Annotated in this window: 25 protein-coding genes; all 25 read left to right on the forward strand. The window is 30.9% G+C overall.

Annotation, left to right across the window (positions count from 1 at the left end; translation table 11 throughout):
• Positions 1 to 3 precede the first annotated feature (3 nt).
• From rplD to pheT, 25 genes are read left to right on the forward strand one after another with little or no spacing between them, the layout of a single operon-like run.
• Positions 4 to 621, forward strand: a complete 618-nt coding sequence (gene rplD, locus PVA18_RS01600; RefSeq protein ID WP_045804772.1) for a 50S ribosomal protein L4 — start codon at positions 4 to 6, stop codon at positions 619 to 621.
• Positions 618 to 908 (forward strand): 50S ribosomal protein L23, encoded by a 291-nt coding sequence (locus PVA18_RS01605; RefSeq protein WP_045804771.1) that lies wholly within the window; start codon positions 618 to 620, stop codon positions 906 to 908. The genes rplD and PVA18_RS01605 overlap by 4 nt, the downstream gene beginning before the upstream one ends.
• 7 nt (positions 909 to 915) lie before the next feature.
• The gene (rplB, locus tag PVA18_RS01610; protein WP_045804770.1) at positions 916 to 1,746 is read left to right on the forward strand and encodes a 50S ribosomal protein L2; all 831 of its coding nucleotides are present in this window, start codon (positions 916 to 918) and stop codon (positions 1,744 to 1,746) included.
• A gap of 3 nt (positions 1,747 to 1,749) precedes the next feature.
• Positions 1,750 to 2,031 carry a 30S ribosomal protein S19 gene (gene rpsS / locus PVA18_RS01615; protein ID WP_024072228.1) on the forward strand — a complete coding sequence of 94 codons (282 nt, stop codon included), beginning with the start codon at positions 1,750 to 1,752 and terminating at the stop codon, positions 2,029 to 2,031.
• Positions 2,032 to 2,046: 15 nt separating this feature from the next.
• Positions 2,047 to 2,394, forward strand: coding sequence for a 50S ribosomal protein L22 (gene rplV, locus PVA18_RS01620; RefSeq protein ID WP_045804769.1), 348 nt, complete (start codon positions 2,047 to 2,049; stop codon positions 2,392 to 2,394).
• A gap of 3 nt (positions 2,395 to 2,397) precedes the next feature.
• Positions 2,398 to 3,033, forward strand: a complete 636-nt coding sequence (gene rpsC / locus PVA18_RS01625; protein WP_045804768.1) for a 30S ribosomal protein S3 — start codon at positions 2,398 to 2,400, stop codon at positions 3,031 to 3,033.
• 16 nt (positions 3,034 to 3,049) lie between these two features.
• Complete coding sequence (gene rplP / locus PVA18_RS01630) at positions 3,050 to 3,460, forward strand: 50S ribosomal protein L16 (protein ID WP_024072225.1); 411 nt, start codon at positions 3,050 to 3,052, stop codon at positions 3,458 to 3,460.
• A 14-nt stretch (positions 3,461 to 3,474) separates the two neighbouring features.
• A complete protein-coding gene (gene rpmC, locus PVA18_RS01635; RefSeq protein WP_045804767.1) occupies positions 3,475 to 3,678 on the forward strand; it encodes a 50S ribosomal protein L29 in 204 nt (67 codons plus the stop codon).
• Complete coding sequence (gene rpsQ / locus PVA18_RS01640; protein WP_045804766.1) at positions 3,671 to 3,898, forward strand: 30S ribosomal protein S17; 228 nt, start codon at positions 3,671 to 3,673, stop codon at positions 3,896 to 3,898. The genes rpmC and rpsQ overlap by 8 nt, the downstream gene beginning before the upstream one ends.
• A gap of 13 nt (positions 3,899 to 3,911) precedes the next feature.
• The gene (gene rplN / locus PVA18_RS01645) at positions 3,912 to 4,271 is read left to right on the forward strand and encodes a 50S ribosomal protein L14 (protein ID WP_045804765.1); all 360 of its coding nucleotides are present in this window, start codon (positions 3,912 to 3,914) and stop codon (positions 4,269 to 4,271) included.
• Between the two features lies 1 nt (position 4,272).
• Entirely contained in the window at positions 4,273 to 4,602 is a 330-nt protein-coding gene (gene rplX, locus PVA18_RS01650) for a 50S ribosomal protein L24 (RefSeq protein ID WP_045804764.1), read from the forward strand.
• A gap of 11 nt (positions 4,603 to 4,613) precedes the next feature.
• Positions 4,614 to 5,147 carry a 50S ribosomal protein L5 gene (gene rplE, locus PVA18_RS01655; RefSeq protein WP_045804763.1) on the forward strand — a complete coding sequence of 178 codons (534 nt, stop codon included), beginning with the start codon at positions 4,614 to 4,616 and terminating at the stop codon, positions 5,145 to 5,147.
• A gap of 9 nt (positions 5,148 to 5,156) precedes the next feature.
• Complete coding sequence (gene rpsN / locus PVA18_RS01660) at positions 5,157 to 5,462, forward strand: 30S ribosomal protein S14 (RefSeq protein WP_045804762.1); 306 nt, start codon at positions 5,157 to 5,159, stop codon at positions 5,460 to 5,462.
• 21 nt (positions 5,463 to 5,483) lie between these two features.
• On the forward strand, positions 5,484 to 5,882 hold the full coding sequence (gene rpsH, locus PVA18_RS01665; RefSeq protein WP_045804761.1) for a 30S ribosomal protein S8: 399 nt from the start codon (positions 5,484 to 5,486) through the stop codon (positions 5,880 to 5,882).
• A gap of 11 nt (positions 5,883 to 5,893) precedes the next feature.
• Positions 5,894 to 6,430: a 50S ribosomal protein L6 gene (gene rplF, locus PVA18_RS01670; RefSeq protein WP_045804760.1), complete on the forward strand. Its 537-nt coding sequence runs from the start codon at positions 5,894 to 5,896 to the stop codon at positions 6,428 to 6,430.
• 20 nt (positions 6,431 to 6,450) lie between these two features.
• Positions 6,451 to 6,813: a 50S ribosomal protein L18 gene (locus tag PVA18_RS01675; protein WP_045804759.1), complete on the forward strand. Its 363-nt coding sequence runs from the start codon at positions 6,451 to 6,453 to the stop codon at positions 6,811 to 6,813.
• Between the two features lie 17 nt (positions 6,814 to 6,830).
• Positions 6,831 to 7,355, forward strand: coding sequence for a 30S ribosomal protein S5 (gene rpsE / locus PVA18_RS01680; RefSeq protein ID WP_024072215.1), 525 nt, complete (start codon positions 6,831 to 6,833; stop codon positions 7,353 to 7,355).
• Positions 7,356 to 7,358: 3 nt separating this feature from the next.
• Positions 7,359 to 7,829 carry a 50S ribosomal protein L15 gene (rplO, locus tag PVA18_RS01685; protein ID WP_052692792.1) on the forward strand — a complete coding sequence of 157 codons (471 nt, stop codon included), beginning with the start codon at positions 7,359 to 7,361 and terminating at the stop codon, positions 7,827 to 7,829.
• Positions 7,830 to 7,868: 39 nt separating this feature from the next.
• Positions 7,869 to 9,167, forward strand: a complete 1,299-nt coding sequence (secY, locus tag PVA18_RS01690; RefSeq protein WP_045805018.1) for a preprotein translocase subunit SecY — start codon at positions 7,869 to 7,871, stop codon at positions 9,165 to 9,167.
• Positions 9,152 to 9,817: an adenylate kinase family protein gene (locus PVA18_RS01695; protein WP_045804758.1), complete on the forward strand. Its 666-nt coding sequence runs from the start codon at positions 9,152 to 9,154 to the stop codon at positions 9,815 to 9,817. Before secY ends, PVA18_RS01695 begins: the two co-directional genes overlap by 16 nt.
• Before the next feature lie 58 nt (positions 9,818 to 9,875).
• Positions 9,876 to 10,247 carry a 30S ribosomal protein S13 gene (rpsM, locus tag PVA18_RS01700; RefSeq protein WP_045804757.1) on the forward strand — a complete coding sequence of 124 codons (372 nt, stop codon included), beginning with the start codon at positions 9,876 to 9,878 and terminating at the stop codon, positions 10,245 to 10,247.
• Between the two features lie 11 nt (positions 10,248 to 10,258).
• Positions 10,259 to 10,639 carry a 30S ribosomal protein S11 gene (gene rpsK, locus PVA18_RS01705; RefSeq protein ID WP_024072210.1) on the forward strand — a complete coding sequence of 127 codons (381 nt, stop codon included), beginning with the start codon at positions 10,259 to 10,261 and terminating at the stop codon, positions 10,637 to 10,639.
• A 29-nt stretch (positions 10,640 to 10,668) separates the two neighbouring features.
• Complete coding sequence (locus tag PVA18_RS01710; protein ID WP_082058909.1) at positions 10,669 to 11,787, forward strand: DNA-directed RNA polymerase subunit alpha; 1,119 nt, start codon at positions 10,669 to 10,671, stop codon at positions 11,785 to 11,787.
• Between the two features lie 9 nt (positions 11,788 to 11,796).
• Positions 11,797 to 12,201, forward strand: coding sequence for a 50S ribosomal protein L17 (gene rplQ, locus PVA18_RS01715; protein WP_045804756.1), 405 nt, complete (start codon positions 11,797 to 11,799; stop codon positions 12,199 to 12,201).
• Positions 12,202 to 12,250: 49 nt separating this feature from the next.
• Positions 12,251 to 14,617 carry a phenylalanine--tRNA ligase subunit beta gene (gene pheT, locus PVA18_RS01720; RefSeq protein ID WP_045804755.1) on the forward strand — a complete coding sequence of 789 codons (2,367 nt, stop codon included), beginning with the start codon at positions 12,251 to 12,253 and terminating at the stop codon, positions 14,615 to 14,617.
• Positions 14,618 to 14,654: the final 37 nt, after the last annotated feature.

The following is a 14,654-nucleotide window of genomic DNA, read 5'->3' on the forward strand; positions in this document are numbered from 1 at the left end:
AATATGGAAGTTAGTATAATAAATGTAAGTAGTGATAAGGTTGGGACGATTAATTTAAATCCTTTGATATTTTCTGTGGATTATAGGCCAGATATATTAAAGATGGTAGTTGATTGGCAATTATCTAAAAGGCGTGCTGGGACACATAAAACGAAAACCATAGGTGATGTTTCTGGTACAACTGCTAAGCCTCATAGACAAAAACATACTGGCAGGGCAAGGCAAGGTAGTCTACGTAGTCCACAATTTAGAGGTGGTGCTGTTATTTTCGGTCCTGTGGTAAGAAGTCATGCTTATTCATTAAACAAGAAAATTCGTAATTTAGGGTTGAAGGTTGCTTTATCGTTAAAGAATTCTTGCGATAAATTGTTGATTTTAGATAGTATTGATGTTAATTTTGTGAAGACTACACAAGTATTGCAATTTATTAAAAATTTTAGGCATAAATCTTTTCTGATTATTGATAAAGATTATAATAAAAGTGTAGTCTACTCTTGTAGAAATTTGCATAATGTAACTTTATTAAAGCAAGTTGGAACAAATGTTTTAGATATTTTAAGACATGATTGCATAATTTTGACTGTTGGAGCTGTGAAATATTTAGAAGAAAGGTTATTATGATTAATTATTTTAACGTTATACAATCCTCTATTATTACAGAGAAAGCAGTATTATTAAATGAGAAGTTTAATAAGTATGCTGTATACGTATCTGTTGATGCTAATAAACAAAGAATTAAAAAGGCTTTGAAAGTGGTATTTGACTTAGATGCTACTCGTATTAATGTTTTAAATCAGAAAGGGAAGAAAAAGTATTTTAAAGGTATATTTGGTCGTAGGAAAGATAGAAAAAAGGTTTATTTTTCTTTACCAAAAGATCAAAATTTTAAGTATATGGGAATGAAATAGAATTAAGATGGGTATTAAGAATTTAAATTCAGTAACAGCATCTTTACGTGGTACTGTGTTGTTAGATAAATCAATGCTATGGAAGGGTAAGCCAGAGAAATCTCTAGTTAGTTATAAGATTTCTTGTGGTGGTAGAAACTCTCGTGGTGTTATTACTGTGCGTCATCGTGGTAAAGGTCATAAGCGCTTATATAGAATTATTGATTTTAAAAGGAATAAATTTGGTGTTCCTGCAACTGTTGAAAGGTTAGAGTATGATCCAAATAGAACAGCATTTATCGCGCTATTATCTTATGATGATGGTGAGAAGTCTTATATAATTGCGCCTAATGGGTTAAAAAAAGGTGATGTTGTTGTATCTGGGGATGGGGCTGATATATTGCCTGGAAATTGTCTTATGTTAAAGTCAATTCCTGTAGGTACATTTGTTCATAATGTTGAGCTAAGACCTGGCAATGGTGGAGTAATTTCAAGAGCTGCTGGTACTTATGCTCAATTGATGAGTAAAGATGGTATATATGTTTTATTAAGATTAAGTTCAGGAGAGATAAGAAAAGTATTATCCGATTGTTGTGCTACTATAGGTATAGTGTCTAATCTAGATAATCAAAACGTAAAATTAGGTAAAGCAGGAAGAAGTAGATGGTTGGGTATTAGGCCTACTGTGCGTGGTGTTGCGATGAATCCTATAGATCATCCTCATGGTGGAGGTGAAGGTAAAACTTCTGGAGGTAGGAATCCTGTTACTCCGTGGGGTGTATCAACAAAAGGGAAAAAAACTAGAAAAAGAAATAAATCTAGTAATAAATATATTAAGCGTGTATCTGATAAAGGTTAGAATATGTCTAGATCTGTTAAAAAGCCTCCTTTTTGTGCACCGCATGTTTTACGATTGGTAAATAAAGCCGTGGCTCAAAATAAATTAAATTCTATTATCAATATTCATTCTAGATCTTCTGTGATCTTAAATAAATTTATAGGCTTAACTTTTGGGGTTTATAATGGTAAAACTTATGTTCCTGTAAAAGTTAATGATAATATGGTTGGGCGTAAGTTTGGTGAATTTTCTCCAACTCGTCGTTATACTGGTCATGTGAGTGATAAGAAGGTATCTAGGAAGTAAAATTGGTTTTAAATTATGAGTAAAGAAGTATCGATAATAGCTAAAGGTATTGGACTAAGATCTACTCCTTCTAAGTTAAATTTGGTTGCTGATTTGATTAGAGGAAAAGATGTATCTGTAGCTATAATGTATTTAAAATTTTGTAGAAAGAAATCTGCTGGATATATCAGTAAGGTTTTAAAATCTGCTGTTGCCAATGCGCAAGCTAATTATAATGTTGATCTTGATAATCTTTACGTAAAAGAGGTTTTGGTCGGAAAATCTTTTTCTTTGCGTAGGATTCATGCTCGTGCACGAGGTAAAGCATGTAGAGTGCATAAGCATTATGGTAATGTTATAATAAAATTATTTGAGAGGATATAATTTATGGGTCAGAAGTCTAATCCTATTGGATTAAGGTTAAAGATAATCAATACATGGGATTCTTTGTGGTATGCTAATAAAGATTATACTACAAAGTTACATGAAGATTTTTTATTACGTAAGTTTATAAAAAAGGCTTTTTATCATGCTTCGATTAGTAAGGTTGTTATAGCTAGAAAAGTAGATGTAATCATAGTTAACGTATATTCTGCTAAGCCTGGTGTAATCATAGGTAAAAAAGGTGCTGATATTGATAAAGTAAAGCAACAAATTGTTAAAATGATAAATAATAATATTGAATTAAATATAATAGAAATAAAGAAACCTGAATTGAAAGCAGTTTTAATAGCGGAAAATATAGCACAGCAATTAGAAAAGAGAATATCTTTTAGACGTGCAATGAAAAGGAGTGTGCAAAGTTGTTTAAAAATAGGAGCAAAAGGAATAAAGGTTAGTTGTGCTGGTAGATTAGGTGGAGCTGAGATTGCTAGAACTGAGTGGTATAAGGAAGGAAGTGTGCCATTGCATACTTTTAGGGCCAATATAGATTATGGTTTTTCTGAAGCAAAAACAATTTATGGAATAATAGGCGTTAAGGTTTGGGTTTACCTTGGCGATATGAAATCGAGTAATGAGTAGTTAGTGAGTAGAAATTATGTTTATACCTAAGAAAACTAAATATAAGAAGGATTTTAAAGGGCGTATTAGCGGTAATGCAAAAGGTGGGTATACTTTATCTTTTGGGTCCTATGGATTAAAAGCTTTAGAGCCAAGTAGGTTAACTTCTAAACAAATTGAATCTGCAAGAAGAAGTATTTCAAGAACTTTAAAACGTGTTGGTAAAGTATGGATCAGAGCATTTTGTCATACTTCTGTTAGTAAAAAACCTATGGATGTTCGTATGGGAAAAGGAAAGGGCAGTGTTGAAATGTGGGTATGTAAAGTCAAACCTGGTAAGATATTGTTTGAAATAGGTGGAGTTTCATTAAATTTAGCAAAGGAAGCATTAAATAAAGCTCAAGCTAAGCTTCCAATGAAATGTAAGTTTGTTAGTGATGAATTGTAAGGGTTGTTGAGGCTATGGATATTGTTGATATAAGATCTAAAACTAATAGTGAGTTGTGTGAGTTATTAGTAAGTTTGAGGAAGGAATTGGTTAATGCTGTATTGAATAAGAAAATTGATAAGTCAAGTAACCATTTTTATTGTGCAAATATAAAAAAAGATATAGCCAGGGTATTAACAATATTGAACGAAAAGAAAAAAGAGGAAAAGCATGTCTAATAAGAGAGTTTTAACAGGCATTGTAGTCGGTGCAAAATGTGATAAAACTATAAAGGTAATGGTTTCTCATATGATAAGGCATAAGACATATAAGAAAATAATAAAAAAGCGTAAGAATTATGTAGTACACGATGAACATAATCAGTATAAGTGTGGTGATGTTGTGAAGATACAGGAGCATGTACCTATATCTGCTACTAAAAGGTGGATTGTAATTTAGAAGGTAATAGTTTATGATACAGAAGAATACTTTATTAGATGTTGCAGATAATTCTGGTGCACGTAAAGTGTTGTGTATAGGGTTGTTAGGTGGTAAGAAATCTGCTTCAGTTGGTGATGTTATTATTGTTTCCACTAAAGTAATTACTCCGAGAGGAAAAGTTAGTAAAGGGAAAGTTTACAAAGCAGTGGTTGTTAGGGTAAAGGAAGCAGTACGTAGGTTAGATGGAAGTGTTATAAGATTTTCAAGTAATGCTGTTGTATTAATTAATGATCAAGGTGATCCATTAGGGACTCGTGTATTTGGTCCGATTAAAAAATTACCTTTTGGTCTTTTTTCTAAGGTTATGTCTTTAGCTGTAGAGGTATTATAAGATGGGTATGAAGATTATTGCTGGTGATGATGTCATAATAATCAGTGGCAAAGATAAAGGAAAAATGGGAAAAGTAGTAAAAATTCTGAAAAAAAAGCATTATGGTAAAGATGTTTCTTTTGCAATAATTTCAGGGATTAATGTATGCAAGAAAAGTATTAAAGCCACTCAAAAGGGTGATGGCGGTATTGTAAATGTTGAGAAGCCTATAAATCTTTCAAATGTTGCATTATTTGATTCTACGCTTGGGATTCAAACAAGAGTAGGTTATAAATTTATTGATGAAAGAAAGGTGCGTTTTATGAAATCTTCTGGCAAAATTATAGAATAGGTTGTTTTTTTATGTTAAAGGATTTATATAAGAGTCATATTGTACCATCTTTGAAAGTTAAGCTTGGGTATAGCAATGTGATGCAAGTTCCTAAAATTGTAAAAGTTTGTTTAAATATAGGATTAGGCGTAAGTGGTTCTGATAGTAAAGTTATGAATTCTTGTGTGCGTGATCTTGCATTAATAGCTGGTCAGAAGCCTGTAGCAACTTATGCAAAAAAATCTATAGCTGGATTTAAGATACGCAAAGGGTTTCCTATTGGATGTAAGGTTACTTTAAGGAATAATAAAATGTATGAGTTTTTAGAGAGACTTATTCATGTTGTTCTTCCTAGAGAACAGGATTTCAAAGGATTATCTGTTAATCAGTTTGATGGTTGTGGTAATTTATCGATTGGTATAAAGGAGCATATTTCATTTTTAGAAATAGATTATGATAAAATAGATAAAATATTAGGATTAGATATTAACATTGTAACAAATGCAGTTAACAATAATGATGCTAAGTTATTGTTACTGGAATTTGGTTTTCCATTTATTAATTAAAGGGTATTCATGTCAAGAAAATCTGTTATACAAAGAAATTTAAAGCGTATATCTATTTGTAATAGATTGAAGAGTAAGAGAGAAGAGTTAAAAGCTATAATTAAAGATCAATCTATCTCTATGAATGATAGGTTCTTAGCTCAAATAAAGTTATCTAAGCTTCCTAAAGATTCATCTTATATTAGAATTAGAAATAGGTGTTTAATTACTGGAAGACCTAGAGGATGTTATAGAAAGTTTAAGGTTTCTCGTATTGTTTTACGTCAATTAGGTTCAATTGGACAAATACCTGGGTTGACTAAATCTAGTTGGTAATATTGAAAGGAGGGGTTGGTAGTGTCTTTGTCAGATCCTATTGCTAATTTTTTAACAAGTATACGCAATGGACAATTAAGTATGAATAAGGTGATAAAGGTTTCTTATTCTTGTGTTATTCATGCTATATTACAAATTTTACTTTCAGAAGGATATATAGATGGATTTGTTGAAAAGTCAAAGAGTTCTAATATAAAATTTTTTGAAGTGAAACTTAAATATTATAATGGTGCACCTGTAATTAGTCAGATAGCTAGAATATCAAAGCCAGGTAAAAGGTGCTATTGTTCAGCTAAAGATATGCCTAAGTTTTATAATGGGTTAGGTTTATATATAATATCAACGTCTAAAGGAATTATGTCAGATTATAATGCTCGTAAGTCTGGTGTTGGTGGAGAAATTTTATGTGGTGTTTTTTAGGAGATTAATTAATGTCAAGGGTTGGTTCTGTGCCTATAGCAGTTCCTAGTAATGTTCAGGCAGATTTAGTTGATAATCAGCTTATCTTAAAGAATAGTGAGAATTCATTAAAATTGATTTTAAATCATGGTATTCTTTGTGATATTACTGATGGCAAGATTATGTTGCGTACTAGTGATAAGTCTATCAAGTCGAGAGTAATGTGGGGAACTTACAGAAGTATAATTAATAATTATGCCATAGGTTTATCTCAAGGATTAGTAGTTGAACTTGAAGTTAACGGTGTTGGTTATAAAGCTGAGGTTAACGGTGAATATTTATCTTTATCATTGGGTTTTAGTCATGGTGTAAAATATAAAATCCCTAAAGGTATTGTTATTCAGTGTGTTAAACCCACTCAAATATTGGTTAAGGGTTTTGATAAACAAAAAGTATATATGGTAGCATCTGATATATGTTCAATTAGGAAATATAATCCGTATAAAGGTAAAGGTATCTCTATTAAAGGTAGATATGTTCATAGGAAAGAAGTTAATAAGAAAAAGTAAATGAGGTAGTGGTTAAAATTATGGTATATAATTGTACTAGACTTGAAAGGCGTAAAAGGCGTGTTAGATTAAAGTTAAAGAGAAATTCATCTTTATTAAGGTTATCTATTTTCAAATCAAATAGGCACTTTTATGTTCAATTAATAGATGATAAATGTGGTAGAACGTTTGCTTCAGCATCTACTTTAGAACGTGAAGTTATTGCTTTAACTAATAGGAAGGTTAACAGTGATTCTGTAAAGGTTGTTGCAAAGTTGATGTCTGATCGATTAAATAAATTGGATAATTGTAAAAAATTTATTTTCGATAGAGGCCTCTATAAGTATACGGGAATAGTTTCTGATTTTGCGAATGAATTGCGGAATTATGGTTTTGAGTTTTAATAAATAGGTTTTATAATATGGATGTTGTAAAGAAGTCACGAAATGTTCATGGTTCTAATGATTTTTCTGAATTGATAGTTTCTGTGAGGCGGGTCGCAAAAGTTGTAAAAGGTGGCCGTAGGTTTTCTTTCTCAGTGTTAGTAGTTATAGGTGATGAAAAAGGTAAAGTTGGCTGTGGAATAGGTAAACATCTTGAAGTATCTGAAGCTAAAATCAAAGCTGTTAATGCTGCTAAGAAGAATATGATCAGAGTTCACTTACGTGAATCTAGGACTTTGCATCATGATGTGAAAGCTAAGTTTTGTTCAAGTAAAGTTATGTTAAGGTCAGCTAAGGTGGGTACAGGTATTATAGCTGGTGGTTCTATACGTTTAATTTTTGAAGTTTTAGGGGTGCAAGATGTTGTAGCAAAATCTATAGGATCTTCAAATCCACATAACGTTGTATATGCTGTTTTTGCTGCTTTTAGAAAAATGCTATCACCGAAGCAGGTAGCTAATAAAAGGAGTAGGAAGATAGGTGATATTATTGAAAATAGGTAATTTATGGATACAGTTATAAAATTAAATAATATATTTAGCGGGTTACCTAAAAAGAAAAAATCTAAGGTGTTAGGTAGAGGTATAGGTTGCGGGAAAGGTAAGACTTCTGGTCGTGGGCATAAAGGACAAAAAGCAAGATCTGGAGTTTCTATAAACGGATTTGAAGGTGGTCAACAATCTATATTTACCAGATTGCCTAAAAGAGGGTTTAATTCTCTATTAAAAGATAGGTATTCAATAATCAATCTCTCTACAATTCAGAGATTAATTGATAGTAAAAAGATTGAAGATGTTTCTGTAATTACGAAAAAAATTTTATTTAATCTAGGGATTATTTCTTCTGTTCAAGAAAAAATTAAGATTCTTGGAAATGGTAAATTGAATACTGCAGTGGCAATTGAATATGATTTTATTTCAAAATCAGCGAGGTCACAGGTTACTTTGTTAAGTAATGTATCAGAAAGTAAAGAATAATATTTAAATTCATAGTTAAGTAGTCTTATGTCACAAAAAATGGATTTACTATCTTGGAATAAGGATAATTTATTAGGTAAGCTTTGGTTTACTTTATTCTGTCTTATTATATACCGTTTGGGTACATATATACCTATTCCTGGTATTAATCCGGATGTAATAGATGCAGTAGTTACAAAACATTCTGTAGGTGTCTTAGGAATTTTTAATGTATTTTCTGGCGGTGCTTTAGGTAGGATGACTATTTTTGCATTAAATGTTATGCCATATATAGTCTCTTCTATAATTGTTCAGCTATTATCAGTAACTATTCCAAAATTAAATGATCTTAGGCAAAATGGTGAGTTGGGACGAATTAAAATTAATAGTTACATACGATATATGACTATTTTTTTCTGTTTAGTTCAAGGTTTTGTTATTTTACTTGGATTAGAGAAAATGAATACAGAAGCTAGTATTGTAGTCATTGACCCTGGTATATTATTTCGTGTAGTAGGTATCAGTAGTCTGTTAGGTGGTACAATGTTTTTACTTTGGTTAGGGGAAAGAATTAGTAAAAATGGTATAGGTAATGGCGTATCTATGATTATATTTACAGGTATAGTAGCTGAGTTGCCTGGATCTTTTTCTTCTATGTTTTTATTAGGTAAAAATGGTAATGTTCCAATATTTGTGATTTTATTAATGCTTCTAATATTTTTTGCATTATTACTGTTAATTATTTTTATTGAAAAATCTTATAGAAAGATATTAGTACAGTATCCTAAGAGACAAGTTAAAAATAAGTTATATGGTAGTAGTTCTACTTATATTCCGTTAAAAATTAATATTTCTGGAGTAATTCCACCTATTTTTGCTAATGCTTTATTATTATCTCCGAGCACAGTAGCAAATTTTCATCAAGGTTCTCCGTGGTCTGATTTTATATTAATGCATTTTTCATCTGGTAAGTTACTGTATATGGTATGTTATGCATTATTAATAATATTTTTTGCATTTTTTTATACAGCTTTTGTTTTTGATTCGAAAGAAACATCAGAGATTTTAAAAAAAAATGGAGGTTTTATTCCAGGGAAAAGACCTGGGAATGGTACTTGTGAGTACTTTAACTATGTGATAAAGAGATTAACTGTTTTAGGATCAATTTATTTAACAATTATTTGCATAATTCCTGAATTAATAAGGTATAACTATTCCGTTTCTTTTAGTTTGGGAGGCACTAGCTTTTTGATAATAATAAACGTAATAATTGACACATTCTCTCAAGTGCAGACACATTTATATTCAAGCAGGTATAGTACATTAATTAAAAAATCTGAACTATGGAAAATAAAATAAATATATTAATTTTTGGTCCTCCTGGATCTGGTAAAGGTACACAATGCCGTATTTTGTCGGAAAGTTATAGTACTATTTCTGTAATTTCAACAGGAGATTTATTAAGGAATGAAGTAGAACTTGATACTGATGATGGTAGAAGAATTAAGCAGGTTATGGAATCTGGTGATTTAGTGAGTGATGATATAGTCTGTAAAATGTTTGCTAAATCTATTAGTAAGGTAAAGAATGGGTTTTTATTAGATGGATTTCCAAGAAATTTAGGGCAAGCAAGATTTTTGACAGAAATTTTAGAAGAGTATAATGGTCGGATTGATATAGTAATACAATTGCAATTAGATCTAGAAACAATAAAGAATAGGTTATATGGCCGTATTTTATGTAAAAATTGTGGACAGGTTTCTAATTTAAATTTTTTTGATAAAACAATAGATGAGATTTTTTGTAAGTTTTGTAAAAGCAATCAACTAGATTATCGTTGTGATGATAAAGTAGAAGTTATCATAAAAAGAGTAAATCAATATAATAAAGAGATAAAAAAATTAGAGAATTATTATCGTGGTAAGATTGTGTGTGTTGATGCAGGTAAGTCAATAGAAGAAGTTACTTGTGATATAAAAGACAAAATAGATCCTTTAATTATTGGTTGACGTTAATCTGCATATTTGCTATATTACAAAACATTTGTTATCTTGTGGAGGAGAGTTAGTGGCGCGTATAGCTGGAGTAAATATTCCTACAAATAAGCGTGTAGTTATTGCTTTAACTTATATATATGGTATTGGTCTTTCTTTAGCTAATAGAATCTGTGAAGGTTGTAATATCGATCATAATGTTCGCGTTGTGAATTTAAATGATGATGAGATTATTAGAATTAGGAATTTTATTAGAGAGAATTATATAGTAGAAGGCGATCTAAGAAAAGAAGTTAGTATGAATATTAAATTTTTAACTGATATAGGATGCTATAGAGGGTTAAGGCATAGGAGGGGGTTACCTGTTCGTGGTCAAAGGACTCATACTAATGCTAAAACTCGTAAAGGTAGATCAAGATTACCAGTTGCTGCTAAGAAAAAATAACAAGGTATATTATGAGTGTAGTGTATAAAAAGAAAAAGAGAAATGTTGTAGTTGGGGTAGTACATATTCATGCTACCTATAATAATATCATTGTGACAGTTACAGATCAGCAAGGACATTCGTTAATATGTACTTCTGCTGGGGCATGTGGCTTTAAAGGTTCTAAGAAAGCAACTCCTTATGCAGCACAAGAAACAGCAAGTCATGCTGTTAAAACAGTTGTTGAACAAAATGGGATGAAAACAGTATCTATTAAAGTTTCTGGTCCTGGTGCAGGTAGAGAAGCAGCTATAAGAGCTGTGCAGGCTTGTAATTTAAATGTTACTTCTATTAAAGATACTACAAAGCTTCCGCATAATGGATGTAAACTTCCAGGAAGACGTAGAGTTTAGGTATATTTGTTACTATGTGAGGTTCTGTTGTGATTTTTGATGAGGATTCTAATTCTATTGCTCAAGATTCGGGTTATACAGTAGGTAATGCTTACTCTAGTGGAGTAAGTTATATATCAATGAGTGACCATTGGAGTAAATTGACTAAACCTTCTTCTATTAAGGTAGTTCCTAATGGTACTTCTCCGAATAAGGCAGATTTAGTTATTGAACCTCTTGAAAGTGGTTTTGCTTTAACTTTAGGTAATGCTTTAAGAAGAGTTATGATGTCCTCTTTACGTGGTTTTGCTGTTTATGGAGTTGAAATAGAAAATGTTTTGCACGAATTTACTTCAATTTCTGGAGTTAGGGAAGATGTCACAGATATTCTTTTGAATATTAGCATGATGAGAATAAAACTTTCTGGTATGAATAGTAAGGTTTTATCTCTCAAAGTAAAAGGACCATGTGAAGTAAGGTCTGGGATGATAGCTGATACTGATGATTGTATTATACTTAATAAGGATTTATTAATTTGTACTTTAGATCAGGATGTAGATTTTAATATAAAGATGTATGTTAATGCTGGAAAAGGTTATGTTCCGGCTGTAAAGCGTAAATCAGTTACTAAGCTTGGTGGTGATATACCAGTAAATTTCATTGCTACTAATGCTCTCTATAGTCCTATAAAAAAGGCATCTTTTAAGGTAGAAAGTAGTCGTATTGGCCAGTTTACAGATTATGATAAATTAATTATGTCTGTAGAAACAGATGGATCTATTTTACCTGATGAAGCAGTGGCGTTAGCTGCAAGGATTTTGCAAGATCAATTTCAACCATTTATTAATTTTGATGAAACTGATGAGCCTCATAAGAAAGTTGATACTAAAGATACATTACCTTATGATTCTAATTTATTACGTAAAGTTGATGAGTTAGAGCTTTCAGTAAGGTCTTATAATTGTTTGAAAAATGATAATATTACTTATATAGGGGATTTGGTTCAAAAAACTGAATCTGATATGTTGAGAACTCCAAATTTTGGTAGAAAGTCGCTTAATGAGATTAATGAGCTTTTAGCAAGTATGAATTTGCATTTAGGAATGAAGATTGCGAATTGGCCTCCTGAGTCCATTGAGAGTTTAAGTAAACAATATAGTGAAGAATGAGGTTATATTATGAGGCATCGTGTTGCTCATAGAAAATTTTCTCGTACCAGTGCTCATAGAGTGTCTATGCTTTTGAATTTATGTATATCTTTAATTAAGCATGAAAGGATATCTACTACTTTACCTAAAGCAAAGGAAATGCGTCCTTATGTAGAAAAGCTTATTACCATTGGTAAGGTCTATAAAGAAAAAAATTTAGTTTATGGAAAAAGGTTGTTAATTTCTAAAATTAAAAATCCTGATGCAGCTGATAAGTTAATTGATGTATTGTCAGTACGTTATAAAAATAGAAATGGTGGGTATACTAGGATTATCAAGAATGGATTTCGTAAAGGTGATAGTGCACCTATAGCAATTATAGAGTTTGTTGATAAACAGGTAGCAACTGTTGAAAGTAATAATAAAAGTTCTTAATTTTGTATTTTTATAGTATTCTCATGTTTTTTATCTAAAGTGATTGGTTATGAGGTTTACACTTTCATGGTTGAGGCAATATCTTGATACAAATGTTTCTTTAGATTCTCTAGTTAAGAAGCTTAGTGATATTGGTATAGAAGTAAGTAGTGTAGATTATTGCGATCATTTAAGGACTTTTGTAGTTGCTGAGGTATTAGAAGTAATTCCTCATCGCTCAGCTAATAAGTTAAGGGTGTGTAAAGTATTTGATGGAAAGGAGACTTTCCAGATCGTATGTGGCGCTTCTAATGTAAGAGCTGGTATGAAATCTGTCTTAGCACATGTTGGTAGTGTAATTCCAAAAAATCAATCTGTGATTAATGTGGTAAAACTGCGAGGTGTTGAAAGTTATGGTATGCTATGCTCTAAGGATGAATTAGGAATTATAAACTATAATGATTCTAGCGATGGAATAATTGAATTGCCATCTACTTGTAATGTAGGAGATACTTTTTTTCCTTGTGATCCAGTAATAGAAGTTAACATTACTCCAAATCGTGGAGATTGTTTGGGAGTATATGGTATAGCTCGTGATTTAGTTGCTGCTGGTATAGGGAAATTGAGGTGTATAGATCATCAAGTTATTAGTAATTCTACTGATTCTAATACTTCCCCAATTGGAGTTTGTGTACAAGTTGATGGAATAGTTAAGGGAAGATATATTAAAGGAATAAAAAATCGTGAAAGTCCTAAGTGGTTAAAGGATTATTTGTTAGCATGTGGGATAAATTCAGTTTCATTTGTTGTTGATATAACAAATTATATTATGCTGTCTTTCAATAGGCCACTTCATGTATATGATGCAAGTAAAATAACGAAGAAACTGATTTTTAAAAAAGCTGAGCATCAAGTAGAATTTTCTGCTCTTAATAATAAAAAATACATTTTAGGTGCAGAAAATATTATAGCTGTTGACTTAGATAATAATGTCCATGGTATTGCTGGAATAATAGGGTCTCAATTAAGTAGTTGTTTATTAGATACAAAGGATATTTTTTTAGAATCTGCATGGTTTAATCCTGTAGATATTGTTTTATCTTCAAGAAAAATTAAGTTATCTACTGATGCTAGTTATCGTTTTGAAAGATTTCTTGATCCTAAATTTTTGCAAACTGGGCTAGATTTAGCTACAAAAATGATCTTGGAATATTGTGGTGGGAAGTCTTTTGATGTTGTTTCTGATGAAAATTATTTAGTTAATGATGTTGAATTAGATTTTCCTCTAGAGTCTGTAAGAAAAGTGGGAAATGTTGATATTTCAGTAACACAAATTTCTGATTTTTTGATTAAGCTTGGCTTTATTATAGATAATAGTAATGGATGTGTCTGGAAAGTGACAGTTCCTTCATGGAGATCTGATATTAAGCATCATTCTGATGTTATAGAAGAAGTTCTTCGGTTATATGGATATGATCAAATAGTTGAAGAACCTATACCTATTTCTCATGTCGATATTACCGATAACTGTTATGATAGATTAAGATCAGTATTATTGGCTGAAGGATTGATGGAGGTAATCACTTGGTCATTTACAAATATAACATTTGCTAAGAAATTAGGATATGATTCAGAATTATTGCTAATAGATAATCCCATTAGTGATAAGCTAAATTTAATGCGTCCAAGTATTTTATTGAATTTGCTTCAGGTTGTTTCTGAGAATCAAGCATATGGAAATAGTGAGATAGCTATTTTTGAGATAGGTCAAGTTTATAGTATTGATAATGTATGTAGTAATAACAGTTATGTAGTAGGTGGCGTCAGATATGGAAATAATTTTCCACGCAATCTTTATAAACTTGATAGATCTGTTGATATTTTTGATGTCAAATCTGATGTTATTAGTATATTACAAGAATTAAATATTGAGTCTAGTGCTGTAGAATTTAAAAAATCTGACAGATCATATCTTCATCCTGTGAAGTCTGCAGATGTATATTTTAACAATGTTTTGCTAGGGTATTTTGGAGAATTACATCCTGATATTATGCACTTATATGAAATAAAACGTCCAATAGTTTGTTTTGAGATATTTTTGTATAAAATTCCTCAAATAGATTTAGTACGTAAAGAGTTTGTAGAATCATGTTATCAGTGTGTAAAACGTGATTTTGCTTTTTTAATTAATAAAGATATAAGTGTACAACGTTTAATAGATGTTACCAAAAATAGTAATACTACCTTAATAGATAATGTTGCAGTTTTTGATTTATATGAAGGAAATAATATAGGTGATGATAAATTATCTGTTGCATTATCAGTTACTTTCAAGCCTGTTGATCACACATTAAATGATCAAGAAATAAAAGATGCGTCTGATTTGATAATTAATGCTGTAGCTCAGGAACTTGGTGGAGTATTAAGATCTTTTTAAGTTGTGAAAATTGTGTGTCTTTTTGATATTCATTTAT

The organism is Ehrlichia muris subsp. eauclairensis (assembly GCF_051097115.1).
Taxonomy (GTDB): Bacteria; Pseudomonadota; Alphaproteobacteria; order Rickettsiales; family Anaplasmataceae; genus Ehrlichia; species Ehrlichia muris.